At 68.1% G+C, this 25,298-nt stretch carries 20 protein-coding genes; 9 read left to right on the plus strand and 11 right to left on the minus strand.

Translation table 11 applies throughout. From position 1 onward, the window contains the following. The first annotated feature begins 94 nt into the window (after positions 1-94). The gene (locus L1Z78_RS26635) at positions 95-1,717 is read left to right on the plus strand and encodes a M48 family metalloprotease (RefSeq protein ID WP_234639330.1); all 1,623 of its coding nucleotides are present in this window, start codon (positions 95-97) and stop codon (positions 1,715-1,717) included. On the opposite strand, the gene L1Z78_RS26640 is transcribed toward L1Z78_RS26635, so the two are convergent. From L1Z78_RS26640 to L1Z78_RS26650, 3 genes are all read right to left on the minus strand, one after another. Then, positions 1,691-2,038 carry a phage holin family protein gene (locus L1Z78_RS26640; protein ID WP_234639331.1) on the minus strand — a complete coding sequence of 116 codons (348 nt, stop codon included), beginning with the start codon at positions 2,036-2,038 and terminating at the stop codon, positions 1,691-1,693. The two genes, L1Z78_RS26635 and L1Z78_RS26640, sit on opposite strands and share 27 nt — an antisense overlap. A gap of 135 nt (positions 2,039-2,173) precedes the next feature. Then, positions 2,174-2,632, minus strand: a complete 459-nt coding sequence (locus L1Z78_RS26645) for a hypothetical protein (protein WP_234639332.1) — start codon at positions 2,630-2,632, stop codon at positions 2,174-2,176. A 137-nt stretch (positions 2,633-2,769) separates the two neighbouring features. Next, positions 2,770-3,510, minus strand: a complete 741-nt coding sequence (locus L1Z78_RS26650; protein ID WP_234639333.1) for a TerC family protein — start codon at positions 3,508-3,510, stop codon at positions 2,770-2,772. 511 nt (positions 3,511-4,021) lie between these two features. Between L1Z78_RS26650 and L1Z78_RS26655 the strand changes: the two genes are divergently transcribed. Together L1Z78_RS26655 and L1Z78_RS26660 are read left to right on the plus strand one after the other, a co-directional pair. After that, complete coding sequence (locus tag L1Z78_RS26655; protein WP_234639334.1) at positions 4,022-4,453, plus strand: DUF3717 domain-containing protein; 432 nt, start codon at positions 4,022-4,024, stop codon at positions 4,451-4,453. Positions 4,454-4,825: 372 nt separating this feature from the next. Then, positions 4,826-5,518: an N-acetyltransferase gene (locus L1Z78_RS26660; RefSeq protein WP_234639335.1), complete on the plus strand. Its 693-nt coding sequence runs from the start codon at positions 4,826-4,828 to the stop codon at positions 5,516-5,518. Positions 5,519-5,537: 19 nt separating this feature from the next. On the opposite strand, the gene L1Z78_RS26665 is transcribed toward L1Z78_RS26660, so the two are convergent. From L1Z78_RS26665 to purB, 3 genes are read right to left on the minus strand one after another with little or no spacing between them, the layout of a single operon-like run. Then, the gene (locus L1Z78_RS26665) at positions 5,538-6,098 is read right to left on the minus strand and encodes a YaeQ family protein (RefSeq protein WP_234639336.1); all 561 of its coding nucleotides are present in this window, start codon (positions 6,096-6,098) and stop codon (positions 5,538-5,540) included. A gap of 33 nt (positions 6,099-6,131) precedes the next feature. Beyond that, complete coding sequence (locus L1Z78_RS26670; protein WP_234639337.1) at positions 6,132-7,199, minus strand: acyltransferase family protein; 1,068 nt, start codon at positions 7,197-7,199, stop codon at positions 6,132-6,134. A gap of 10 nt (positions 7,200-7,209) precedes the next feature. Next, complete coding sequence (purB, locus tag L1Z78_RS26675; protein ID WP_234639338.1) at positions 7,210-8,589, minus strand: adenylosuccinate lyase; 1,380 nt, start codon at positions 8,587-8,589, stop codon at positions 7,210-7,212. A 113-nt stretch (positions 8,590-8,702) separates the two neighbouring features. On the opposite strand from purB, the gene L1Z78_RS26680 reads away from it, so the two are divergent. Further along, positions 8,703-9,323: a glutathione S-transferase family protein gene (locus tag L1Z78_RS26680; protein ID WP_234639339.1), complete on the plus strand. Its 621-nt coding sequence runs from the start codon at positions 8,703-8,705 to the stop codon at positions 9,321-9,323. A 355-nt stretch (positions 9,324-9,678) separates the two neighbouring features. Here the strand turns inward: L1Z78_RS26680 and glnE are convergent, their stop codons facing one another. After that, positions 9,679-12,417: a bifunctional [glutamate--ammonia ligase]-adenylyl-L-tyrosine phosphorylase/[glutamate--ammonia-ligase] adenylyltransferase gene (gene glnE, locus L1Z78_RS26685; RefSeq protein WP_234639340.1), complete on the minus strand. Its 2,739-nt coding sequence runs from the start codon at positions 12,415-12,417 to the stop codon at positions 9,679-9,681. A gap of 133 nt (positions 12,418-12,550) precedes the next feature. Here glnE and L1Z78_RS26690 point away from each other — a divergent pair, with 133 nt between their 5' ends. Genes L1Z78_RS26690 through L1Z78_RS26705 form a run of 4 tightly spaced genes read left to right on the plus strand, consistent with a single transcriptional unit; the run spans position 12,551 to position 20,220 of the window. Then, positions 12,551-16,672 (plus strand): YhdP family protein, encoded by a 4,122-nt coding sequence (locus L1Z78_RS26690; RefSeq protein ID WP_234639341.1) that lies wholly within the window; start codon positions 12,551-12,553, stop codon positions 16,670-16,672. After that, positions 16,669-17,484, plus strand: a complete 816-nt coding sequence (locus L1Z78_RS26695) for a carbon-nitrogen hydrolase family protein (RefSeq protein WP_234639342.1) — start codon at positions 16,669-16,671, stop codon at positions 17,482-17,484. Before L1Z78_RS26690 ends, L1Z78_RS26695 begins: the two co-directional genes overlap by 4 nt. Further along, positions 17,481-19,586 carry a PAS domain S-box protein gene (locus tag L1Z78_RS26700; RefSeq protein ID WP_234639343.1) on the plus strand — a complete coding sequence of 702 codons (2,106 nt, stop codon included), beginning with the start codon at positions 17,481-17,483 and terminating at the stop codon, positions 19,584-19,586. Before L1Z78_RS26695 ends, L1Z78_RS26700 begins: the two co-directional genes overlap by 4 nt. Positions 19,587-19,590: 4 nt before the next feature. Then, a complete protein-coding gene (locus L1Z78_RS26705) occupies positions 19,591-20,220 on the plus strand; it encodes a response regulator transcription factor (RefSeq protein ID WP_234639344.1) in 630 nt (209 codons plus the stop codon). A gap of 100 nt (positions 20,221-20,320) precedes the next feature. Here L1Z78_RS26705 and L1Z78_RS26710 read toward each other — a convergent pair whose 3' ends face one another. Continuing rightward, on the minus strand, positions 20,321-21,004 hold the full coding sequence (locus tag L1Z78_RS26710) for an OmpA family protein (protein WP_234639345.1): 684 nt from the start codon (positions 21,002-21,004) through the stop codon (positions 20,321-20,323). Between the two features lie 146 nt (positions 21,005-21,150). Further along, positions 21,151-21,321: a hypothetical protein gene (locus tag L1Z78_RS26715; RefSeq protein ID WP_234639346.1), complete on the minus strand. Its 171-nt coding sequence runs from the start codon at positions 21,319-21,321 to the stop codon at positions 21,151-21,153. On the opposite strand from L1Z78_RS26715, the gene L1Z78_RS26720 reads away from it, so the two are divergent. Further along, the gene (locus L1Z78_RS26720) at positions 21,320-22,507 is read left to right on the plus strand and encodes a murein transglycosylase A (RefSeq protein WP_234639347.1); all 1,188 of its coding nucleotides are present in this window, start codon (positions 21,320-21,322) and stop codon (positions 22,505-22,507) included. The two genes, L1Z78_RS26715 and L1Z78_RS26720, sit on opposite strands and share 2 nt — an antisense overlap. 301 nt (positions 22,508-22,808) lie before the next feature. On the opposite strand, the gene L1Z78_RS26725 is transcribed toward L1Z78_RS26720, so the two are convergent. Both L1Z78_RS26725 and L1Z78_RS26730 read right to left on the minus strand, forming a co-directional pair. Next, the gene (locus L1Z78_RS26725) at positions 22,809-24,569 is read right to left on the minus strand and encodes an MFS transporter (protein WP_418921656.1); all 1,761 of its coding nucleotides are present in this window, start codon (positions 24,567-24,569) and stop codon (positions 22,809-22,811) included. Between the two features lie 175 nt (positions 24,570-24,744). Then, positions 24,745-25,248, minus strand: a complete 504-nt coding sequence (locus L1Z78_RS26730; protein WP_234639348.1) for an Lrp/AsnC family transcriptional regulator — start codon at positions 25,246-25,248, stop codon at positions 24,745-24,747. Positions 25,249-25,298: the final 50 nt, after the last annotated feature.

The raw sequence follows: 25,298 nt of genomic DNA on the forward strand, positions 1-25,298 counted from the left end.
CCATGAACGTTCGGCGAACCGAGGCATCATAGTGGGGTGTTCCACCGCCCGGCACCCAGGTGCAGGGCCCGGCCTTTTGGTCTCCCAACCGCCCATGCGCCCATCACGCCTGAAGACACGTATCGCCGCCGGCCTGCAGTTGCTCGCGGCATCCATCGCCATCGCAACCCACGTGCCCGCGCAGGCCCAGTTGCGCCTGCCCACGCTGGGCGATGGCGCGGCCACCACGACCAGCGACGAGCGGCGCCTGGGCGACCGCATCATCCGCTCGCTCTACCGCGATCCGGACTACATCGACGACCCGGTGCTGCAGGAGTATGTGGAAGGTATCTGGCAGCACCTGGTAGATGCGGCGCGCACGCGGGGCGAACTGTCGGACGAGCTGGAGGAACGCTTCGCCTGGCAGATCCTTCTGGGACGCGACCGATCGGTCAATGCATTCGCGCTGCCCGGCGGCTACCTGGGCGTGCACCTGGGCCTGATCGGCGTGGTCAGCACGCGTGATGAGCTGGCCTCGGTGCTGGCGCACGAGTTGAGCCACGTCACCCAGCGCCATATCGCGCGGCTCATCGCCCAGCAGGGCAAGCAGACGCCGCTGATGATCGGCTCGATGATCCTGGGTGCGCTGGCGGCCAGTCGCAGCCCCGATGCGGCCATGGCCATGATGATGGGCGGCCAGGCGCTGGCCGTGCAGAACCAGCTCAACTTCTCGCGCGACATGGAGCGCGAAGCCGACCGCATGGGCTACGGGCTGATGGCACCCGCCGGCTTTGCCCCGCAGGGCTTCGTGACCATGTTCGACAAGCTGCAGCAGGCCAATCGCCTCAATGACAACGGCAGTTGGCCCTATCTGCGCAGCCATCCGCTGACCACGGAGCGCATGGCCGACATGCATTCACGCCTGCCGCGCGGCATCGCACCGGCTCCCGCGCCGTCGCTGGAGCATGTGATGATGGCCGCCCGCGCCCGCGTGCTGTCCCGCCCTGGCGTGGATGTGCTGCGCCAGTGGGCCGAGCAGCCGCGCTCGACCAGCTTCGGCAGCCAGGCGGCCGCGCAGCAGGTGGCACAGCTCTATGCGGCCACACTGAGCGCCATACAGCTGCGCGACTGGACCGAGGCACGCGAAATGTCCCGGCGCTTGCTCGAAGCCACGGCCACCAATCCCGATGCCCTGCGGCAGGCGCGGCTGCTCCAGGCAGAGCTGGAGTTGACGGCAGACCAGCCTGCGGCCGCCTTGCAGGCATTGCCACCTCTGTCCGTGCCCTCGGCTCCGCCTGCCGTGGCCCGACCCTCGCAGTCCGAGCCTGCGGCAACGGAGAGCGGCCCCAGCCTGGCCACGGTCACCGTGACGGAAAGCCGCGCATCGCGCAGGCCCGAGTTGCTGATGCGCACACAGGTGCTGCTGCGCGAGCAGGGTGCCGCCAGCATGGCCGGCCCGCTGCAGACCTGGGTGACGGACCACCCGCGCGATGCCACGGCTTGGCAGCTCCTGGCACAGGTGCAGCGTGGCCAGGGACAGGAGCTGCGGGCGCTGCGCGCCGAGGCCGAGGCCCAGGTGGCGCACTACGACTACGCGGCGGCGGTGGACCGCTTCAAGGCCGCGCAGGAACTGGCGCGCAAGGGCGGACCCAAGGTGGATTTCATCGAGGCCTCCATCGTGGACACGCGGCTGCGTGCCGTCGAGGAGCTGCTAAGGGAACAAGCGCGCGAGAAGTGACTCGATGGCCAGGCCCAGCAGCGAGTAGATGAGCGCGCCCAGCATGGCGGCCCAGAAGCCCGCGACGTGAAAGCCGCTGAGCAGGCCCGAGGCCGCCCAGAACATCAGTCCGTTGACCACGAACAGAAACAGCCCGACCGTCACGATGGTCACCGGCAGCGTCAGCACCACGAGGATGGGACGCAGCACCGCATTGAGCAGGCCGATGACCAGCGCCGCGATCATGGCCGAGCCGAAGCTGTTGACCTGGACGCCACCGTAGAGATAGGCCACGACCAGCAGGGCACCAGCGCTGAGCAGCCACTTGATCAGGATTTTCATGGGGCGAGCATAGCAGCAGGCACTGGTTCTCGGGTTGCGCTGGCGCACTGCATACCGTGGGCCGGGAACCCCATGAAAAACGGCATCCCCGGTTTGGGGGAAGCGGCGCAGCCGCTCAAGGGGAGCCGATTCCTCTCAGATCATCGCTTCTTCGAACACCAGGCCCATCAGCGCACCGATGGCCGCCAGCGTACCGGGAAGATTCCAGCGCCGGCCTAGCGGGGCCGCAGGCGCCACGGCGGGCGCCGTGGCTTCCTGCTTGGGACGGCGCGCATCGACGATCTGGGCCGAACCATGCTCTTGCTGGAGCTGGGCCACCAGATCGGCCAGGGGGCCCTTGGCCAGCACCGGCGTGATCTGGCCACCGCTGGCACCGAACACCGGCACCAGTTGGGCGAACAGCTTGTCGGCCCATTTGCCGCGCCAGCTTTCGCGCGCGCTGTGGCTCACCCATTTGCTGACGCGGTGGGTGATCCGCGGCGCGCAGGCCACCAGCAGCCAGTGCGAGGACCGGGCCTGTGGCGAAGCGGCCAGGGCCTGGACCAGCGGCAGGGCGTAGGAAGCGTCATCCACGTAGACGATGATGGGGTTCAAAGCAAGTCCTTGTCGAACTGGGTTTGCGGGAAGTGGGTTCGGCGGGCAGCCAAAAGCTGCCCTTGCCGTAGATTGTGGCGAATCGGCGCGGATCGCCAATCAGGCCGACCCGGCGCCAACCTCAACTTTTCGCGGAATCAGGCACCGTGGGCATCCGCCTTGGGAGCCGCGCGACGCGAGGCGATGTACTTGCCCAGCGCCAGGACCAGCAGGGCACCGAACACGCTGGCGCCGTACTTGAGCATGTCGGTCTGGGGCAGCTTGACCATCCAATCCCACTTCTCGGTATTGGCGAAGACGGGGTCGGTCACCAGCATGCCGCCGGCAATCCAGCCCAGCAGCATGCCGCCAGCCACGATGATGACGGGGAAGCGCTCCATCAGCTTGATCACCAACTGCGAGCCCCAGACGATGATGGGGATCGAGATCAGCAGGCCCAGCACCACCAGCAGCAGCTGGTGCTCGCCCGAGCTTTGCGCCGCGCCGGCGATGGCGATCACGTTGTCCACGCTCATCACCAGGTCGGCCACGATGATGGTCTTGATGGCGGCCAGCAGCTTGTCGCTGCCTTCGATGTTGTCGTGGCCGTCCTCATCGGGGGCGATCAGCTTGATGCCGATCCAGACCAGCAGCAGCGCGCCGACGAATTTCAGGAAGGGCAGCGCCAGCAGCGTCATCGCAAAGGCGATCAGGATGACGCGCAGGATGATGGCACCCGCCGTACCCCAGATGATGCCCTTCTTGCGCTGCGCGGGCGGCAGCTTGCGGCAGGCCAGCGCGATCACGACCGCGTTGTCCCCGCCCAGCAGGATGTCGATGATGATGATTTGGCCCAGGGCCACCCAGAACGGGGCGTGAGTCAGAAAGTCCAAGTCCATAAGGTCCTCGCTGTTGAATACAGCCGGCGAGGACTCCTCCCTCCAGGAAAGTCACCCACCGGCACAGAAAGACCGATGCAACGCCGCAGCACCTACCCGGGCAAGGACATGCCTGGCTCAGGGGAAAGCACCTTGATCGACCGTCATCAGGTCCATCAAAGGTCTTGCTCGGCAGCGGCATGCACCGCAGCCCGGAAGGCCGGAAGCTTGCGCTTCGTATTGACGACCATTCCGATGCCGGCACCGTGGCTTTGCAGGAAACCACCACTGCCGGCAGAGAGCTACTCCCCTTCGAACCCGTGGATTGCAACACAAAGCCAGCAAGGCAGGCAAGTCAAAAAACCCTTCATTTCCACGGGAAGCACAAGTGCGGCATCGATCAGAGCATTTCTGGAACGAACCATGCAGCTTCTCTTTCAATAGCAACCCTGCGAACGACGGAGTGTTGTGGCGCCACCCGGCCGCAGGCGTGCATGCGTCTTATCATCGCTGTCCCTCCCCTTGACCATCCATGACCACACTGCACATCACCGACATAGAGGCCGCCATCAACTACTGGCGCGCGCGCAGCCCTTCGCCGGATGGTGTGCTGCTGTCGCCCGAGGTGCGGGCGCTGGCCGAAGTCTATGCACTGATGATCTTCTGGCATGAGGCCGAGGTACAGGTTGAGGGCTTTCCCTCGCACGCCATGGCCGCCTGGCTGGCCTGGTACGACACCACGCCCGACACGCCCTGCATCGCCATCTGCTCGACCAGCCAGGGTGACGAGAAGTGCAAGGGCTGCGGCCGCAGCTTCGACGAAGTGCAGTTGTGGACGGCGATGGAGCCGGCACAAAAGCGTGCCGTATGGCGCCGGATCACGGTGGAAGGCGACTCCTGGCGCTTCACCCGCTATGCCGAACGCGCGGCCGAACGGGCAGACCGCAAGCACAGGCCCTCCTGACCTCCGGATACCGCACCGGAGCAGTGCGATGTTGCAGAGGGCCTAACATCGGCCGCCATGCCCCAGACAGCCGTCGACCGCCACTGTGGCCCTTGCCCGCGCGGGCAAGGGCGGGAGCCCGTGCGCGCTCCTGCCGGCAGGGCATGGCCTGCGACGGCCGCCCGCCTGCGTGAGCGGGACGCCGCGCGGCTGAACATCGGCCCCAGACAGGCCGCACGGCCTTGACGCGCTGCCCTGAGCGGAACCGGGCAGTGCCGCTTCACTGAATCCGCCTTTCCGTGCCGCCCGGTGCCCCGAGCCCGCGGGCGATTGGATCTTCACGTTCCGGCCAGACCATCCAGGGCCGGGGCCGCCGACGAAGCGAGCGCTGCCGTGACCTGTCTTTCACTCGCCCCCTGCGGGCCGTCGTTTTCCACCCTCTTGCGCGCGTGGGGCCACGCGGTGGTCATCCGCGCCTTGGCGCGGCCCGCTGCCGTGAACCCGGTCGCCGAGCTGCGCATCGATGTGATGCAGCCCCTGGTGGAGGGCGAGCTCGAGGCCATCCACGAGCGCCTGTACCAGCCCGGCAACAAGCTCCACGGCCTGGAGCGCCGCCCCTTGCACGACCCACAGTTCCAGTTGCACTGGCGAGAGGCCGATGGGGAATGGTTCGCCTATGTGGAAGACATGGACAGGCGCTGCCTGGCGGGCTATACGGTGTTCAATCGCCTGGTGGAGGTGGACAAGCGCACCGACCGACGCGTGCGCTCGCCGCATTCGCGCTTTGCCCCGGCCTACCAGCGGCGCGGCATCGCCAGCGCCGTCTACCGCAGCGTGCTGGACGCGGGCACCTGCCTGGTCAGCGGAGCGCGCCAATCGCCGGGGGCCCACGGCCTGTGGAACCATCTGGCGCGGCGCTACGACAGCCGCTATGTGGGCATCACGGACAGCAAGTCCCTGATCCATCTGGGCCAGGATGTTCCTGACGATGTGATGGACAGGCTGTCCACGCGCCGCATGCTGCTGGGCGCGGGCTGGACCGTGGAAGCCTTCGCCCAGGCCGTGCGCATGCAGCTGCCCGGCTGAGGCTGGGCCTGCCGGCCGCCTACTTCCAGCGCAGCGGCTCGATGAAGACCGTGCCCAGGTTGCTGCTGAGCGTCAGTGCGCCTTCCTGGACGGTGGCCTGCAGCTGCATGCTGCGCTCGGCCAGGCCCGCCAGCGACTGGGAGGTTTCGGAGGGCAGGCGCCAGACCTGGAGCTTGTCCTGGCGCGCCAGCTTGCCCTCCAGGCCTTTCCACCAGACCTCGGCCGCATGGTGAAAGGCATACAGCACCACGGCATCGGACTTGTTGCAGGCCTTGACGATGGGCTTTTCCTCGGGCTGGCCGACCTCGATCCACAGGCGCTTGGCACCCGTGAAGTCGGTCAGCGAGACATCGGGATCCTCGGGGTCGGACAGGCCGGCGCCGAAGGCCAGCGTGCCATCGCCATTGCACATGTCGTTGAGCTGGTGGGCATTGAGGGCCAGGGCCACCAGGCGCACCATCATGCGTTCGTCGGTTTCGCTGGGGTGGCGGGCCAGGGTCAGCGCATGGTCGGCGTAGTAGCCGTGGTCTATGTCGGCGATGGACAGGTTCGCCTTGAAGATGGTGGATTTGAGGGCCATGGGAAATTGAAGGGCGGCAGCGTCCGTTGCGGACTACGGTGCCAGGGACACATGGGATGCAGGCACCGGATCGGGCCTACTCGGCTTGAAAGCCAGGGCCTTCTTCTCGACAAGATGCCAGGACAGCGCGGCCAGCAGGGTCGTGCCAGCCAGGCTCCAGGCCAGTGCCGCGCCGAAACCGGGCTGGCCAGAGAAATACCAGGCCACGGCCTGTTGCATCGGAAAGGCGTAAATGTACAGTCCGTAGGACAAATCGCCAAAGCGGCCCGCCTGCCGCACCCCGGGCGTGGAGGCGGAGCCCAGCACCACCGACACCACGGCCAATGCCAGCAAAGGCGCCTGGAGAACCAGGACCAGCGGAGCCGTGGCATGCAGCAGCCAGCAGGCTGCCAGCAGCACGACCAGGGCCGGCATGCGTCGGGAAATCCACAGCTGGCGCCAGCAGGCCAGCGTCGCACCCAGCGAGAACACCATGGCGTACTGCAGGGCGAAGGACCAGGGCGGCACGGGATCGCCTGGCGCGATGCTGTAGCGCCACCACAAGGCCACCAGGAGCGCCAGGAACACCACAGGCGCCACCAGGCGCCAGCGCAGCAGGCCCAGGGCTCCCATCACGGCCAGCCCCGCGTAGCACCCCACCTCCAGCGGTATGGTCCACAGCGGGCCATTGACCGAAGATCGCCATGGATTGGCCTCGAACACACCGGGCAGCTCGTAGCGGACCTGCAACCAGAGATTGCTGAAGTAGTCCCATGTCAGCGGGTGCCGGAAGTACACCGCCGAAGGCAGCGTGCTCACCAGCGGTCCGAGCACCAGCGCACACAAGGCGGTCGCCACGGCCAGGCCCGGCCAGATGCGCAGTGCCCTGCGCATGGCAAATCGGCCCATGTGCGGATCCGCCAACCAGGACAGCGTGACCAGATAGCCGCTGATGGCGAAGAAGATGATTACGCCCAGCGCTCCAGGCTCGTCATACAGCAGCCGTGGGACGGGCTGCCCCAGGACCGGGAACTGGTGGCTCCAGATGACCAGCAGGGCTGCAAGCAGCCTGAAGGCATCGAAATTGTTGGAGCGCAGGGACGTGCCGGGCCCGCCTGCCACCTGCTTGCGTTCAGGCGCGGCGCGCCAGCTCGGCCGCCTTGCCCACGTAGGAGGCGGGCGTCATGGCCAGCAGGCGGTCCTTGTCGGCCTGGGGAATCTCCAGGCCGTTGATCAGGCGGTGCAGGTCTTCGGCCTGCACGGTCTTGCCACGCGTGACCTCCTTGAGCTTTTCGTAGGCGCCCTGCACGCCATAGCGGCGCATCACGGTCTGGATGGGCTCGGCCAGCACTTCCCAGGCCTGGTCCAGGTCTTCCTGCAGGCGCTCCTCGTTGAGCTCGAGCTTGTTCAGGCCCGTCATCAGCGAGCTGTAGGCCAGCGTGGCGTAGCCCATGGCCACGCCGATGTTGCGCAGCACGGTGGAGTCCGTCAGGTCGCGCTGCCAGCGCGAGATGGGCAGCTTCTCGGAAAGGTGCCTGAGCAGGGCGTTGGCCAGACCCAGGTTGCCTTCGGCATTCTCGAAGTCGATGGGGTTGACCTTGTGCGGCATGGTCGAGGAGCCGATCTCGCCCGCCTTCAGGCGCTGCTTGAAGTAGCCCAGCGACACATAGCCCCAGACGTCGCGCGAGAAGTCGATGAGGATGGTGTTGGCGCGCGCGATGGCGTCGAACAGCTCGGCCATGTAGTCGTGCGGCTCGATCTGGATCGAGTAGGGCTGGAACGCCAGGCCCAGGCCCCGGGGTTCGGGCGACTCGATCACGTTCTTGCTGAAGGCTTCCCAGTCGAACTCGGGCCAGGCCGAGAGGTGGGCGTTGTAGTTGCCGACGGCGCCATTCATCTTGCCCAGGATGCGGACCTCGGCGATGCGCGCGGCGGCCTTTTCCAGGCGCACCAGCACGTTGGCGATTTCCTTGCCCACCGTGGTGGGGCTGGCCGTCTGGCCGTGCGTGCGGCTGAGCATGGGCACGGCGGCATGGGCATGGGCCATCTCGCGCAGCTTGGCCGTGATGCCGGCGAGGGCGGGCAGCAGCACGGTGTCGCGGCCGGCGCGCAGCTGCAGGGCATGGCTGGTGTTGTTGATGTCTTCGCTGGTGCAGGCGAAATGCACGAACTCGGCGGCCTTGAGCAGTTCGGGACGCCCATCGAACTTGCCCTTGATCCAGTACTCCACGGCCTTGACGTCGTGGTTGGTGGTCTTCTCGATCTCCTTGATGGCCACGGCATCGGCCTCGCAGAAGTTCGCCACCAGATCCTGCAGATAGGTGCGCGCGCCTTCGGTCAGGGGCTTGAACTCGGCAAAGCCCGCATCCGACAGCGCGATGAACCAGGCCACCTCCACCTGCACGCGGCGGTGCATGTATCCCATCTCGCTCATGATCGGGCGCAGGGGGGACAGTTTGGCGGCATAGCGGCCGTCGAGCGGGGAAAGGGCGGAGATGTGCGGCAGATTCATGGGCCGTGATTGTAGGTGCGCGCGGCAAAAACGGGGGCCGGGGGGAGATCGCCGGGCAGCGCATAGAATCGGCTGCCCGCCCATGGGCCGCCTCTTGTCCACGGAAAACAGCCATGAAACTGATAGGTTCCTCCACCAGCGCCTACGTCCGCAAGGTCCGCGTCGTCCTGGCCGAGAAAAGGCTCGACTATCAGTTCGTCGAGGAAAACCCCTGGAGCCGCGAGCTTTCGCCCGGCACCGGCAACCCGCTGGGCAAGGTGCCGCGCCTGGTCATGGACGGCAGCGATGCCATGTTCGACTCGCGCGTCATCGTCGAATATCTGGACACACTTTCGCCCGTGGGCAAGCTGATTCCCGGCACCGGCCGCGAGCGCGCCGAAATCAAGACCTGGGAAGCCCTGGCCGATGGCGTGCTGGATGCTGGCGCCCTGGCCCGCCTGGAAGCCACCTGGGACGGTCGTAGCGAAGAGCAGCGCTGCCAGGCCTGGATAGACCGACAGCTCGCCAAGGTGCGGGCCGCGCTGCACGTCATGTCCCAGGGCCTTGGCGACAAGCCCTATTGCTGCGGCATCCACTTCACCCTGGCCGACGTGTGCGTGGGCTGTGCGCTGGGCTGGCTGGATTTCCGCTTTCCCGAGCTGGACTGGCGCACCGAGCACCCCAACCTGGCCACGCTGCAGGCCAAGCTGGCCGAACGCCCCAGCTTTGCCGCCACGCGGCCCGTGCAGCCCTGACGGCCGCCAGGCTGCAGCCGCCATGCAAAAAGGCCACCCGAGGGTGGCCTTTTTGTCGGCATAAAAAAGTTGCGAAGCATCCCGAAACGAATAAAGAGAGGGAGGGAGGAGAAGCGCTTCGGGCGGAACAGTTCAGCACTGTGGCCCCAGAGACTTCGCAACGTGAAATGTGATCCTGGATACCCTCTCTCGACAAGCTGTTCAATAGATGAGCTACTTTTGCAGAAGTTCCAGGGGCCGTGGGCCGGAAAAATGTAACATTTTGAGGATGACCGCCTTTTGCCTGTAGGCGGCCATCCACCGATGCTGACAGCATGGTCTGCCGCGCCATTTCACCCCGGTTTCGTCGGCGACTTCAGCCCGCCGTGGCCCTGGCGAACACTGCCTGCCACAAGGCCATGACGGGCGCGCTCAACAGCTCGGCCTGCGCGGGTTCGAGCTGTGCGGAGCGCTCGTCCAACCGTGCCACGTGCTGGAGGCGGCGCAGCTCGCGGTAGGCGCTCGCGGCCTGCCTGCCCACGCCGACCGGCAGCAGGCCCGCCTGTTCGGCGCGCTGCAGCAGCGCGATATTGCCCACGTTGGCCACGAGCTCCGGGTGTTCGCCCGACTGCGACAGCACCAGGAATTGCACGGCGAACTCCACGTCCACCATGCCTCCGGGGCTGTGCTTGACATCGAACAGGCCACCCCGCACCGGATGGGCACCGCGCACGCGCTCGCGCATGGCCACGATCTCGGCGGCCAGCGCCACCGCATCGCGCGGCGCCGTGATCACGGCCTCGCGCACGGCATCGAAGCGCGCCAGCAGATCGTCGCTGCCCAGCACGAAACGCGCGCGGGTCATGGCCTGGTGCTCCCAGGTCCAGGCCGTATTGCTGCCGCGCTGCTGCTGGTAATTGGCATAGGAGGCGAAGCTGGTCACCAGCAGGCCCGAGTTGCCGTTGGGACGCAGCGCGGTGTCGATCTCGAACAAATCCCCCTCACCGGTCTTGACCGCCAGCCAGTTGATGAGCTTGCGAACGAAGGCGGCATAGATCTCGGGAGCGCGCTCATCGTCGTCATCGAAGACGAAGACGATGTCCAGATCGCTGCCGTAGCCCAGCTCCTTTCCGCCAAGCTTGCCGTAGCCGATGATGGCGAACTGCGGCGACTCGCGGTGGCGGTTCTTGAGCCGGCTCCAGCACCAGCTGGCCGTAACCCGCAGCACGCAGTCGGCCAGCGCGCTGAGGTCGTCGGCCACCTGCTCCACGGTGATGCGGCCCTCGATGTCACGCGCCAGCGTACGGAAGACCTCGGCATGGTGGGCACGGCGCAGCAGGTTCAGCAGGGTTTCGTCATCGTCCTCGCCCGTGGCCTGCAGGGCGGCCAGTCGCAGGGCAAGCTCGTGCTCGAAGTCCATGGGGGAGAAGCGCTCGCCCAGCATGGCATCGTTGGCCAGCTCGTCGATCACGCCAGGGTGCTGCTGCAGGTAGCGCGCGGGCCAGCGTGCCGCGCCCAGCAGATGCAGCAGCCGCTCGTGCACGGCCGGGCGCTCCAGCAGCAGGGCCAGATAGCTCTCACGGCGCAGCAGCGGTTCCAGCCAGTTCAGGAAGCGGATCGCCGCATCCTCGGGCACATTGCGCTCGGCCACCCATTGGGCCGTGCGCTGCACCAGGCGGAACAGGCGTGCCCGCGTCTCGTCGCGCAGGCCCTCGATACGGGCATTCCCTCGCCAGTCGGCCACATGCGCGGCCAGGGCCTGGGGCAGTTGTTCCATGAGGCCATCGACCTCGCGGGGCGTGGCCTGGCCGGCCCCCCCGCCGTTGCAGCGCCCCGAGCTGCAGGACTGCGGGGCCGAACCGCCCAGCAGGGTATCGAATTCCTCGGCCACCTTCTCGCGGTGGGCATCGAGCTGGTGCAGGAAGGCACAGGCGTCGGCATGGCCCATGGTGCGCGCGATCCACTCCAGATCGTCGTCACGCGTGGGCAGCACATGGGTCTGCTGGTCATCCAGGTACTGGATGCGATGCTCGACACGGCGCAGGAAGGTGTAGGCCGACGCCAGGGCCTCGGCGACGTCCTGGCGCATGAGGCCGGCGCGCGCCAGGCGCTGCAGCGCCTCCAGCGTAGGCCGGCAGCGCAGCTCGGGGAACTGCCCGCCGCGCACCACCTGCAGCAGCTGCACGGTGAACTCGATCTCCCGGATGCCCCCACGCGAGAGCTTGACATCGTTGGCGCGGCCCGGATGACCCGCGCTGCGCCGCGAGGCGTGCTCGCGGATCTGGCGGTGCAGCGAGCGCAGCGCATCGAAGACCGAGTAGTCCAGGTAGCGCCGGAAGACGAAGGGCAGGACCACGCCGCGCAGCGCCTGCACCTGCGGGGAGCGCACGCTGTCCATCGGCGCCACGACCCGGCTCTTGAGCCAGGCAAAGCGCTCCCACTCGCGGCCATGGGTCTGCAGGTATTCCTCCAGCGAAGACAGCGAGACGGCCGGCGGCCCGGAATTGCCGTTGGGCCGCAGCGCCAGGTCCACGCGAAAGACGAAGCCATGCTCGGTGGTGTCGCCGATCAGGCCGTAGATGCCCTTGACGGCGCGCGCGAAGTACTCATGGTTGGAGATGACACCCCGGCCGTCGGGCAGGCCGGCGGTATCGCCATCCTGCTCATAGACGTAGATCAGGTCGATGTCGCTGGAGACGTTGAGTTCACGCGCGCCGAACTTTCCCATGCCGATGATCCACAGCTGCACGGGCCGGCCTTCGGCGCCTTGCGGTGCACCATGGCGGGCGTCGAGTTCGGCGCGGACCTGGATGCAGGCGCGCTCCAGGGCCAGTTCCGCCAATTCGGTCACGGCGCGCGTGACCACGGCCAGCGGCGCCTGCTGCTCGCAGTCGAGCACCATGGTGCGCTCCATGACCAGCTGGCGCAGCACGCGCAGACCGGCCGAAAGGTCCAGCCCCCGATGCAAGAGGGCCTCCAGGGCCTGCTCCATGGTCGCACGCTCGGGCGGGCCGGGCGGCAACAGGCTCAGCTCGTCGCCATAGCGGCGGTGCAGCCTTTGGTGGAAACGGGAGTAGGCGGCCTGTGCGGGGACATTCAAGGCCGTGCCTGCCATTGCTTGCTCTGAGGATTGCATACGGAACGCGAAGGAAGCGGCCGCTCACGCACTGGGGAATCGCAGCAACCCTTGGTTACCGCCCGGCCCCTGAGGGTGCCGGTCATAATTCCCGTCATTGCTGATGCCGCCGATGATCGAACCGAAACCGCACCCCACACGCCCGATCCGTTGGATGGCCGGCCTTGCGCGGTGGTCACTGGGGCTGGTCCTGGCCTTCTGGCTGGTCCTGGCCTCCGTGTGGGGGGTGCTCCATGGCTGGATTGTGCCGCGAATCGGCGATTGGCGTCCTCAGCTGGAATCCCTGGCCTCACGCACGCTGGGCCTACCCGTGCACATAGGCAGCATCACGGCGCACAGCGAAGGACTGGTTCCCCGGTTCGAATTGGGCGACGTGGTCGTCGAGGACCCCGCGCATGCCGCGCATGCGCTGCGCCTGCCCAGCGTGGTGGTGGCCGTCTCGGCACGTTCGCTGATGCGCCTGGGCGTGGAGCAGATCTACATAGACCGCCCCGAACTCATGGTCCGCCGCGCTGCCGATGGCCGCGTCTTCGTCGCCGGCATCGAGATCGGCCCTTCGGCCGGCGGGGACAATGCCGCAGCCGACTGGCTGTTCTCGCAGACCGAGCTGGCCCTGCGCGGCGGCAGCCTGCTGTGGCTGGATGAACTGCGCCAGGCCCCGCCGCTGGCCCTGCGGGACGTGGATCTGGTTCTGCGCAACAAGGGCTGGGGCCACGGGCTGCGCCTGGACGCCACGCCACCCGAGGGCTGGGGCGAGCGCTTCACGCTGACCGGGCTGTTCCGCGAGCCGTTGCTGTCCACCCACGAAGGCAACTGGCGGCGCTGGAGCGGCCAGGCCCATGCGATGTTCACGCAGATCGATCTGTCCCAGTTGGGACAGTACATAGACACCTCCGGCCTGCGCCTGCAGCAGGGCCGGGGTGCGCTGCGCGCATGGATCGACCTGCGCCAGGGTCAGCCCGTCGCGGCCACGGCCGATGTGGCCGTGAACGCACTGCAGATGCAGTGGCGCGAGAACCTGGCCCCCGTGCAATTGCAGGCCCTGACGGGCAGGTTGAGCCTGCAGCACCAGGATGGCTGGCGTTTCGCGGCCCGGAACCTGTCGTTTTCCACGGGCGACGGCCTGCATTGGCCAGCCGGCAATCTGCGCGCCCGCTACAGCCCTGCGGGCGCCAGTCCCCAAGGGCCGCTGGGCGAACAAGGCGAGGTGCAGGCCGATGGCATCGACCTGGCCATCCTCGCGCAGCTGGGCCGGCGCCTGCCGCTTCCCGAGGCCGTGCAGCAGCACCTCGCCGACCTGGACCCCGCAGGGCAGTTGCGCCACTTCCAGGCCAGCTGGCGCGGCCCGCTGGAATCCTTGCCGCAGTACAAGGCCAGCGGCGAGTTCCGGCAACTGTCGCTCAATGGCGTGGCCTCGCCCGAAGGGCCCTCCGAGCCCGGCATGCCGGGCGTCAAGGGCTTGGATGCACGCTTCACGCTGGACCAGGATGGCGGCCAGGCCCAGCTGGAGATGCAAGCCACGCAGCAGCAGGCGGCGGCACTGATCTTTCCCGGCGTCTTCGAGGAACCCGAGATCCCCCTGCATCACCTTCAGGCCAGCCTGCGCTGGCAGCTGCGCGGCCAGGCCATCAGCGTGCAGGTGCCCAGCCTGCGCTTTGCCAACGCCGACACCGAGGGCGAGGCCCGCGCGCAATGGCATACGGGAGAGGGCAGCGACAGGCAGCCGCGCTTTCCGGGCGTGCTGGACCTGCAGGGCCAGTTGCGCAATGCCGACGGCACGCGCGTGCACCGCTACCTGCCGCTGGAGATCCCCGCCGACGCGCGCCACTACGTGCGCGAAGCCATACACGCCGGGCGTGCGAGCACGGTGAACTTCAAGGTGCGTGGCGACCTCGACCATGTGCCCGCCGAAAAACCCAGCCAGGGCGAGTTCCACATCGCCGCCAAGCTGCACGACGTGCACTACGAATACGTGCCGGCCCACCTGCTCACGCATGGCGAGGCGCCCTGGCCCGCGCTGGTCGATCTGTCGGGAGAGCTGGTCTTCGACCGTTCCGCCATGGCCGTGCGCAACGCACGCGGCCATTTCGCCGGCTACCCCCAGCTGCAGATGCGCGACATCCAGGCCGGCATCGCCGACCTCTCCCATACCGAGGTCGCCGTCACGGCCAAGGGCCAGGGCCCGCTGGCCGACATGCTGGGCGTGGTCAAGACCTCGGCGCTGTCGACGCTGACCGGGCATGTGCTGGATACCAGCGAAGCCACGGGTGCCGCGCAGCTGGCGCTGCAGCTGCACCTGCCCATCGACCATCTGGACCGCAGCAAGGTGTCCGGGCAGGTCACGCTGGCCGGCAATTCGCTGCAGCTCGATGCCGAGACACCGCACCTGAGCCAGTTGCGCGGCGCCGTCAAGTTCTCGGAGTCCGGATTTTCGCTGGTCGGCCTGCAGGCGCGCGCCCTGGGCGGCGAGCTGCGCGCCGACGGCGGCATGCAGGCGCTGGCGCGCAATGCCCCTGCCACGGAGTCCTCCGTCAAGGTGCGTATACAGGGCACGGCCACGGCACAGGGACTGCGCGAGGCCCGGGAACTGGGCTGGGTGGCCGACCTGGCGCGCCATGCCGAGGGCCAGTCGCCCTACTCCCTGCTGCTCAAGGTGCGCCGCGGCCTGCCGGAGATCCAGGTGCAATCCAGCCTGCAGGGCATGCGGATCGACCTGCCCGCGCCGCTGGGCAAGGCGGCTGAGGCCCTCCAGCCCCTGAGCGTGAGCCACCAGCTCGCCCCCGCAGCCTTTGCCTCGCCCGATGCCCCGCTGCGCGATCAGATCAGCGTGCAGCTGGGCAGCACGGGCTCGGTGTTCTATGAGCGCGACATCAGCGGCCCGCAAGGCCGCGTGCTGCACGGCAGCATCCTCATCGGCCAGGACGCAGGCGCGGCGCCCGCCTCCGGCCAGGGCGTGCAGGCCCACGTACAGCTGCCCGCCTTCAACATCGACGACTGGCTGGCGCTGGCCCCCCAGCCCGCCGGAGGAAAGCCGGAGCCTGTCGGCGCAGCCGACCCCGCGCGCCAGTACCTGCCCGATCGGCTGACGCTGCGCGTCGGACAGCTGCAGGCCAAGGGCCGGCAGCTGCATGAGGTGGTGGCGGGCATCTCGCGCGATGGTGGCTCCTGGCACAGCAACCTCACGTCGAGGGAGCTCGATGGCTACGTAGGCTTTCGCGAAGGCACGGACAGCGAGCCCGAAGGGCAACTGGTGGCCCGGCTGTCGCGGCTGACGGTGCCGGAGGCCCGCTCCGAACGGGTGGACGCCCTGTTCAGCGAAGGTCCGCGCGCCCTGCCCGCACTGCAGATCGTCGTGGAGGACATGCACCTGTCGGGGCACGCGCTGGGCCGGCTGGAGGTGGAGGCCCGCAACCGCCCGGTGCCCGGCCATGCCGCGACGCGTGAATGGCAGCTGTCGCGCTTCAACATCTCCACCCCCGAGGCCACGCTGACGGCCAGCGGCCAGTGGCGCCTTCCCCAGGGCCAGGCCGAGCATCCCGGGCGCAGCCAGCTGGCGTTCCAGCTCGATCTGCGCGACGTGGGCAAGCTGCTCACGCGCTTTGACATGCCCGGCGTGGTGGGCAATGGCAAGGGCGCGCTGCAAGGCTCGGCGGGCTGGACCGGCTCGCCGATCACGCCCGACTTCCGCAGCCTTTCGGGCAGCATGCATCTGGACGTGCAGAACGGCCAGTTCCTGAAGGCCGAACCGGGCCTGGCCAAGCTGCTGAGCGTGCTCAGCCTGCAGGCGCTGCCCCGGCGGCTGACCCTGGACTTTCGAGACGTGTTCAGCAACGGCTTCGCCTTCGACTTCATGCGTGGCGACGTGCAGATCACGGACGGCGTGGCGCGCACCAACAACATGCAGATGAAGGGCGTGAATGCCGCCGTGCTGATGGAGGGCACGGCCGACCTGGTCCGGGAGACGCAAAATCTGCATGTCGTGGTCGTGCCGGAGATCAATGCCATGACGGCATCCCTGGTGGCCACGGCCATCAACCCCGTGGTCGGCCTGGGCAGCTTCCTGGCGCAGGTGCTGCTGCGCGGGCCGCTGATCGCCGCGGCCACCAAGGAGTTCCGCATCGACGGCAGCTGGGACGACCCCCAGGTCACGGCGCTGCCTCGGCGCCGGACCGTACCTTCATCCGGCGTGCCTGCCAACCCCGGCGAGCCAGCCACCACAGGAGAGAACCCATGAAAGTCGCAGCCCTGCAAATGGTGTCGGGACCCGATGTGCGCGCCAATCTCGACCAGGCGCTGGCCCTGTTGCGCCAGGCGCGTGATCAGGGTGCAGAGCTCGCGGCCCTGCCCGAGTACTTCTGCGCCATGGGCCTGCGCGATACCGACAAGCTCGCCTACCGCGAGGCTTTCGGCCTGGGGCCCATCCAGGATTTCCTGGGCCGGGCCGCCCGTGAGCTGGAGCTGTGGATCGTCGGCGGCACCCTGCCCCTGGTGGCCGATGACGAAGCCCATGTGCTCAACAGCTCGCTGGTGTTCTCGCCCCATGGCGAATGCGTGGCACGCTACGACAAGATCCACCTGTTCCACTACGACAACGGCCGCGAGCGCTATACCGAGGCCGCCGTGGTCCAGGCCGGCAGCACGCCCGTGACCTGCGACATCACCTCGCGCGACGGCCAGCGCTGGCGGCTGGGCCTGAGCGTGTGCTATGACCTGCGCTTTCCCGAGCTCTACCGCCGCCTGGCCGAGCAGGGAACGGACCTGCTGCTCGTACCCGCAGCCTTCACGCACACCACGGGACTGGCGCACTGGGAGGTGCTGCTGCGTGCCCGCGCGATAGAAAACCAGGCCTACCTGCTGGCCCCCGCCCAGGGTGGCCACCATGAGAACGGCCGCCGCACCTGGGGCCACAGCCTGCTGGCCGACCCCTGGGGCATGGTGCTGGCCCGGCAGGCCGAGGGGGCCGGCGTGGTGCTGGGCGATATCTCGCGCGAGCGCCTGGCGCATGTGCGCCGCCAGCTTCCGGCCCTGGAGCACCGCGTCCTGTGACTGCGCTGCACCCGTCCACCGCACCCGCTGCCGAAGGCCGCTGGCCCTGGCGCCGCTGGCGCACGGCCTGGCGCCGCTGGTCGCTGTGGAGCCTGCTGGTGGCCCTGGTCGTCAGCATGCTCATCACCATGGTCTGGCTGGCCGGGCGCTACGAAGCCTCCCAGGTCCAGGACAAGCTCGAGCGCGACACGGCCAACGCGGTGGCGGACATCCGCGCCGCGCTCAACCGCAACCTGCAGGACCTGCAGGCACTGAACGCGCCCGACAACGACCCCGCCGAATGGAAGACGCGCGCCGCCGAGCTGCTGCAGGTACGCCGCGAACTCATGCGCATCGAATGGCGCGATGCGGGCCTGCAGGTGCGCTCCCATGCGGAGACGCCCTACCGCAACGTGCAATGGGAAGACCAGCTGCGCACGCACAACACCCATCCCGAGGCCGTGCTGACCTGCACCCATGCGCGCCGCCTCAATGGCCCCGCCTACTCGCCCAGCTACTTCCAGCTGCTGTCCGAGGGCATGGGCACCGAGATGATGGAGGTCTGCCTGCCGCTGACCCAGAGCGGCCATATCGTCGGCTTCGTCATCGGCACCTACAGCCTGCAAAGCCTGCTCATCACCCAGGTCAGCAAGAACCTGCCACGCACCCAGGAGGTCTCGTTCACCGAGCCGGATGGCACGCGCCTGGCCCTGCTGGGCGCGTCCTGGCGCGGCACGCGCATGTTCACGGCGCAGCAGTTGCTGGACCTGCCCGGCAGCACCCTGGTGCTGCGCATGGACAGCTGGCACCGCGCGCCCAGCGTGTTCCCCAACGTGCTCACGGCCCTGGTGACACTGATGTCCATCGCCCTGGTTTCGGTGGTCGCGGTGCTGGTGCGCGACAACCGGCGGCGCCTGCGCGCCGAGCGCGACCTCGGGGACGCACTGGCCTTTCGCAAGGCCATGGAGGACTCGCTGGTCACGGGCCTGCGGGCGCGCGACCTGCAGGGCCGCATCAGCTATGTGAATCCGGCGTTCTGCAACATGGTGGGCTTCACCGCCGATGAACTGCTGGGCCTGAGCATCGCCCCCTACTGGCCTCCCGAGCGTGCCGAGGTCTACACGCGCCGGCGCGACAGCCGCCTGTCGGGCAACGCCCCACCGCCGCGCGAGGGCCACGAAAGCATCTTCATGCGCAAGGACGGCACGCGCTTTCCGGTGCTGATCTTCGAGGCGCCCCTGATCAATGCCCAGGGCCAGCATACGGGCTGGATGAGCGCCTTCATCGACATCAGCGAGCAAAAGCGCATGGAAGAGATCTCGCGCGCCTCGCAGGAGCGCCTGCAGGCGACAGCCCGCCTGGCCACCGTGGGCGAGATGGCATCGCTGCTCAGCCATGAGCTCACCCAGCCCCTGGCGGCCATCTCCAGCTACGCCACCGGTTCGCTGAACATGCTGGCGGCCGACGCCGGCGCGCGCGCGGGGTCGGGGGGGGATGCAGCGGGCCGCGAGCGGCAACTGCGTCAGCAGTTGCAGGATCTGCGCATGGCCATGGAGCGCATCAGCTTCCAGGCCGACCGTGCGGGCCGCGTGATCAAGAGCGTGCGCGATTTCGTGCGGCGGCGCGACCAGTCGCGCGAGGTCATGGGCGCCGCCGAGCTGATCGAGGCTGTGTTGCCGCTGATCAGCCTGCAGGCGCGCAACCTGGGAGTGCGCGTGACCACCGATATCGAGCCCGGCCTGCCCCCGGTACTGTGCGATCCGACCATGATCGAGCAGGTGCTGCTCAATCTTGCCCGCAACGGCATGCAGGCCATGGACTCGCCCGAAACCCTGGAGCGCGAGCTGCGGCTGCGCGTGCGGCGCGCGGCCGCCAGCACCCGCCGCAGCTGGGTGGAGTTCGCCGTCATGGACTGTGGCAGCGGCATTCCGGAACATGTGGCGGAACAGCTGTTCACACCCTTTTTCACCACGCGCAACGAGGGCATGGGCCTGGGACTGAGCCTGTGCCGCACCGTGGTCGAGCAGCACGGCGGCCACCTCCAGCACAGCCCCCACCACCCGCGAGGCACGGTCTTCGCCTTCACGCTGCCGGCACACGCCCCCGCACAGATGGAACAATAGGCGCATGGAACCTGTACCTGATGCCACCGTCTACATCGTCGATGACGACGCCGATGTCCGTGAAGCGCTGGCCTGGCTGTTGCGCTCGCGCCGCCTGCTCAGCGAATGCTATGACAGCGCGGAGGCCTTCGATGCCATGCTGCAGTCGCGCCCGCCGCCACGCAATCCCTGCTGCCTGCTGCTGGACATGCGCATGGGTGGCATGAGCGGCCTGGCACTGTTCAACCTCATGCTGGAGCGCAAGCAGATCAAGGGCATGCCCGTGATCTTCCTGACAGGCCATGCCGACGTGCCCACCGCCGTGGACACGGTCAAGCGCGGCGCCTTCGACTTCTGCGAGAAACCCTTCTCGGACAATGCGCTCGTGGACCGCATCGAGCAGGCGCTGGAACTGTCGGCCCAGCACCAGGCCGAGATGCGCGGGCGCGAGGCGGTGCGCGCGCGCTTCAACGAACTGACCGAGCGCGAGCGCGATGTGATGCGGCTGGTGGTCGAGGGCATTCCCAACAAGCTCATCGCCGACCAGCTCGACATCAGCGTGCGCACCGTCGAAGTGCATCGCGCACGCGTCTTCGACAAGATGCAGGTCAAGTCCGCCGTCGAGCTGGCCAACCTGCTGCGCACCCAGGGCTGACACCGGGCCGCACCTGCCATTGCACGCAGGCGGGCCACGCAAATACGCCCCGCGATGCGGGGCGTATTTGCGTGGCAGCTGCCGCCGGGACCCGCGGGAATCAGCGGGGCTGCTGGTACTGGGGTTGCTGCTGGTGCTGCTGCGGGATCTCGCCCACGAAGATCTCCACGCGCCGGTTCATGGCCCGGCCGCTGGCCGAGTCATTGGAAGCCACGGGCTGGTGCGAGCCACGGCCCTCGGTGGCGATGCGCGCGCCCGAGACACCGCGCATGGTCAGATAGTTGCGCGTGCTGTTGGCGCGGTCCAGCGACAGCGGGTTGTTGATGGCGTCCGAGCCCGTGCTGTCGGTGTGGCCGATGATGCGCACCTCGGCATTGGGGTTGTTGCGCAGGCCTTCGGCGAAGCGGTCCAGGATGGGGGCGAAATTGCCCTTGATGTCGGAGCGGTTGGTGTCGAACGAGATGTCGCTGGGAATGTCGAGCTTGAGCTGGTTGTCGGCCGTCTGGCTCACGCCCACGCCCGTGCCCTGGGTGGCCTGCTCCATCTCGCGCTTTTGCTTTTCCATGTTCTGCGACCAGATGTAGGTGCCCAGGGCGCCGACGCCGGCACCGATGACGGCGCCCGTGCCGGCCTTGCCGCCGGTCACCGCGCCCAGCACGGCACCGGCTGCGGCGCCTACGCCGGCGCCCGTGGCAGTGCGGCGCTGGGTGTCGCTCATGTTCGCGCAGCCCGAGATGAACAGTGCGGCCGCCGTGGCGGCGGCCAGAACGATGTGCTTGCGCATGGGAAACTCCTTGTTGGAACGAAGGGAATGCGGTGGCGCAGGGCCAGCCCCGCGGCAGGGCCCCATTGTCGGGGCGTTCGGTGGGGGAGCGTATCAGTGCCTGCAGGGCATACCCGTAGGACGACGCCCGCTTCGCCGCGCCGTTCTCAATCGCGCTCCTGCGATCGCGCGGCCGCCGTGTCATCGGTGGGTGGCGCAGATTTCCGGGACGAATCCACGGGCAACTCACCCCGGCGGCGACCGGAGAACATGGTCCACCACACAATAGCGACCAGAATCACCAAGGCCAGCAGTGCTTCGAGCAAAATCAATCCCATGAATTTCCACCTCCTGCGCCATGCCGCGATGGCGCTGATTGTAGGGACGCTGGTCGCCTGCACGACCACCACCAAGCCGGTGTACGACCCCTCGCCCGTGCCAGACCTGCAGCCCCATGGCGGCACCGCACCCAGCACGCCCAGGCCGCCGTTGACGCCGACCATGCCGACCAAGAGCCGCTGGATTCCCACCGAGTGGAATGAGCTGCCCGGGCTGCAAACCGATGCGCTGCACGAAGCCTGGAATGCCTGGCTCAAGAACTGCGAACGGCCCAGCACGGTCTTCGCCAGCCTGTGCCGCGATGTGCGCCAGCTCAGCATCGCCACCGCGGACGAGCAGCGCGCCTGGCTGATGGCCACCTTGCAGCCCTACCGCATCGAGGCCCTGGGCGGCGGCCCGGACGGCATGCTCACGGCCTACTACGAGCCGCTGTTCGATGCCCGGCGCCTGCCCGGCGACGGCTTCAACGTGCCGCTGTACAAGACGCCTGCAGGCGCGGGCTTCGGCAGCCGCAAGCCCTGGTTCTCGCGCCAGCAGATCGAGACCCTGCCCGAGGCCCAGGCGGCCCTGGCGGGCCGCGCCATCGCCTGGATGCGCGATCCCGTCGATGCGCTGGTACTGCACATCCAGGGCTCGGGCCGGCTCAACATCACCGAGCCCAACGGCACGCAGCGCATGATCCGCGTGGCCTTCGCGGGAACCAATGACCAGCCCTACAAGAGCGTGGGCCGCTGGCTGCTGGACCAGGGCCTGGTGCGCGATGCCACCTGGCCCGGCATCAGCGCCTGGGTATCCGCCAACCCGGGCCGGGTCAACGAGATGCTGTGGAGCAATCCACGCTATGTGTTCTTCCGCGAGGAGCCGCTAGAAGGCCTGGACCAGCAGTTCGGTCCCAAGGGCGCCCAGGGCGTGGCCCTCACCCCCGGCCGTTCCATCGCGGTGGATCGCCAGAGCATTCCCTACGGCACGCCGGTCTGGCTTTCCACACCCGGTCCCACGGTGTCGCTGAACCGTCTGGTCTTTGCCCAGGACACCGGCAGCGCCATCATCGGCGCCGTGCGTGCCGACTACTTCATGGGCTGGGGCGTGGAAGCCGGCGACCTGGCCGGCCGCGTCAAGCAGAACCTGCGCCTGTGGGCCTTCTGGCCCCGCGCCCTGGCCAGCCAGGCCCCTAATATTCGGTAGGCCCCCTGAGCCGCTGCGCGGCTTCCCGTTGCACGGCGCCCCCGCTTTTGGTGAGTGCCGGTTTTATCCGTTGCGCCCAGATGTCTCACTGGCGAGGCGCAAGACCGGGGAAGGCTTGCTCCTCTTGCTTTGTGGGGAGATGCCATGGGTCGGGCCGTGGCAGTTTCCCACGCTGTCCGCCATTCTTCGCTCGGGCGCGGCCCAAAGCAGGGACACCGAGGAAGGGCCGCCCCGCACCGAGGGTGTCGTCCCCCCCGCGCAGCGAGAGGGGGCGCCGTGCAACGGGAAGGCGCGCAGCGCCTCAGGGGGTATCAAAGTACCGCGTTACGCGCGGAGGCTCCTTGCCCTGGTGGTAGGCCAGCTTGCGGTCGCGCAGGGCGACGTCGGCGGCGGTGACGCGGTCGAAGCGGCGCAGGTGCTCGGTCCAGGACTCGTCGACGATCTGCTCCACGTAGCGCTCGGGGTGGCTCATGCTGTGCAGCAGGCTCCAGGCCAGCGCGCCCTGGCGCATGCGGCTGCGGCGGCTTTCCTGCATCAGCGCGCGAAAGGACTCGGCCTGCGCAGGGTCGATCTGGTACTCGATGGTCACGACCACGCGGCCTGCCTCGGGGATGCCGACCTCGGGGCGCTGGAAGGCCTTGGAAGGGCTCAGGTCTTCCTCGATCTGGCGGTCGCGCACCAGGCGCTGCACCAGCAGCATGCAGGCCACGCCGGTGGCGGCGGCCACCATCAGGCTGCCGCGCACGCCCACCATGCTGGCCACCTGGCCCCAGAGCGCGGCACCGGCCGCCGTACCGCCCATGATGGACATCTGGTAGATGGACATGCCGCGCGCCCGCACCCAGTTGGGCAGCGCCATCTGGGCCGAGACGCCCAGCACGTTGGCCGTGGAGATCAATGCCATGCCGGCCAGCATCATGGCCGGCACCGCCACGTAGACATGGGGGGCGACCGCCACGGTGAGCGTGGCCAGCGCATGGACGGCCGAGCCTGTCCGCACCAGTTTTTCCTTGGACAGCGCCTGGCGAAGGCGCGGCAGGAACATGGCGCCCACGATGGCGCCCGCGCCCATGGAGGCCAGCAGCAGCGTGAAGGTCTCGGCGCCGCCACCGTCATCGGCCGGGCCGTGCAGGCGCTGCGCAACCAGGGGCAGCAAGGCCATCACGGCCGTGCATTGCAGGAAGAAGCTCACCGTGCGCGCCAGCACCGCATGCATGCGCGGCGACTCGCGCACGAACTGCAGGCCCACGCGCATGGCCGAGGGCAGACGTTCGCGGCCCAGCGGATTGGCGATGTGGCGGCGCTTCCAGCGGATCAGCACCACGCCCGAGGTGATGGACAGCACGGCATTGAGCACGAACACCCAGGCACTGCCCAGGCTGGCGATGATGGCGCCGGCCACCAGCGGGCCGATGATGCGCGAGGCATTCATGGCCACGGCATTGAGAGCCATGGCCGAGGGCAGGTGGTGCCTGGGCACGAGCTCCGGGATGAGGGCGGAGAACACGGGCCAGCGCATGGCCAGGCCGATGCCGTTGGCGAAGGTCAGCACCAGCAGCCAGTGCGCCGTCATGCGGCCCGAGAGCACGAACAGGCACAGCACCAGGGCCACGGCCGCCACCCAGAACTGCGTGACGATGAAGTAGCGGCGCCGGTCCAGGATGTCGGCGAGCGCCCCGCTGGGCAGGCCCAGCAGGAACACGGGCAGGGTGGAGGCCGACTGCACCAGGGCCACGAGCACGGGCGAGGTGGTCAGCGAGGTCATGAGCCAGGCCGCCGCCACGTCGTTCATCCACATGCAGGTATTGGCCGCCATCCAGATCAGCCAGAGCATGCGGAAGGTGGGGCCGGACAGCGGCGCCCAGACACCGGTCTGGGCCTGCGCCGCCTTCTGGCTTTCGGCTTCCGCGGCCGCCCTGTCCGCAGCCGCCATGCCGGACGGATCCTCGATCAGAGTGCCCGGCGCCCCCATGCCCGAGGGCTCGGCCGGGGACGCGGCGGGATGCGGGGATTCGGTGTCAGGCGGCTGGGCGGGGGCTGGTGGTGATTGTTCTGCGGCCATGTGCCCCCGATTCTCGGGCCAAACGCGAGGTGGCGCCAGAAACGGTTGCCATACTAAGAATCGCGCTTTCCGCTTTGCGGCACCTGGCTTTTCTGCTCCTTGCGAAGGAGCGCACTGTCGCTTCGGTGCGACCTTTCCCCGGCTTTCGCGGGCACGTAAAAGTGCATAACACGCTCTAGTGGCCCGCCAAGCCCTGTCCCGCCATGGGCCCCAGCTGCGACAGCGGCAGCGCATGGCTGGACTTGATCTCGCCCAGCGAAAAGCTGGTCTGCATGTCCTTCACATTGGGCAGGTTCAGCAGCGTGTTGCGCGCGAACTGCGCGAAGCTGTCCAGGTCGCGCGCCACGACCTGCAGCTCGAAGGTGCCCGTGCCGCTGATGTAGTGGCAGGTCACGACCTCGGGCAGCTTGCGGATGGCGTCCTCCATCTCCAACGTCAGGCTGCCGGCCGTGCGCACGGCGTCCAGCCGCACGAAGGCCAGCACGCCCAGGCCGATCTTGTGGCGGTCGATGTCGGCGTGGTAGCCGCGGATGAAGCCCGTCTCCTCCAGCGCACGCACACGGCGCCAGCAGGGCGCGGCCGACAGGCCCACGCGCTGGGCCAGCTCGGCATTGGTCAGGCGTGCATCGGCCTGAAGGTGCGCAAGGATGGCGATGTCGAATTTGTCCAAAGTCTCCACAAAACACCATTTTCAAGAAAGATTCTTGCCAAGAATACTTGAAACAGCGC

Source organism: Delftia tsuruhatensis (assembly GCF_903815225.1).
GTDB lineage: Bacteria > Pseudomonadota > Gammaproteobacteria > Burkholderiales > Burkholderiaceae_C > Comamonas > Comamonas tsuruhatensis_A.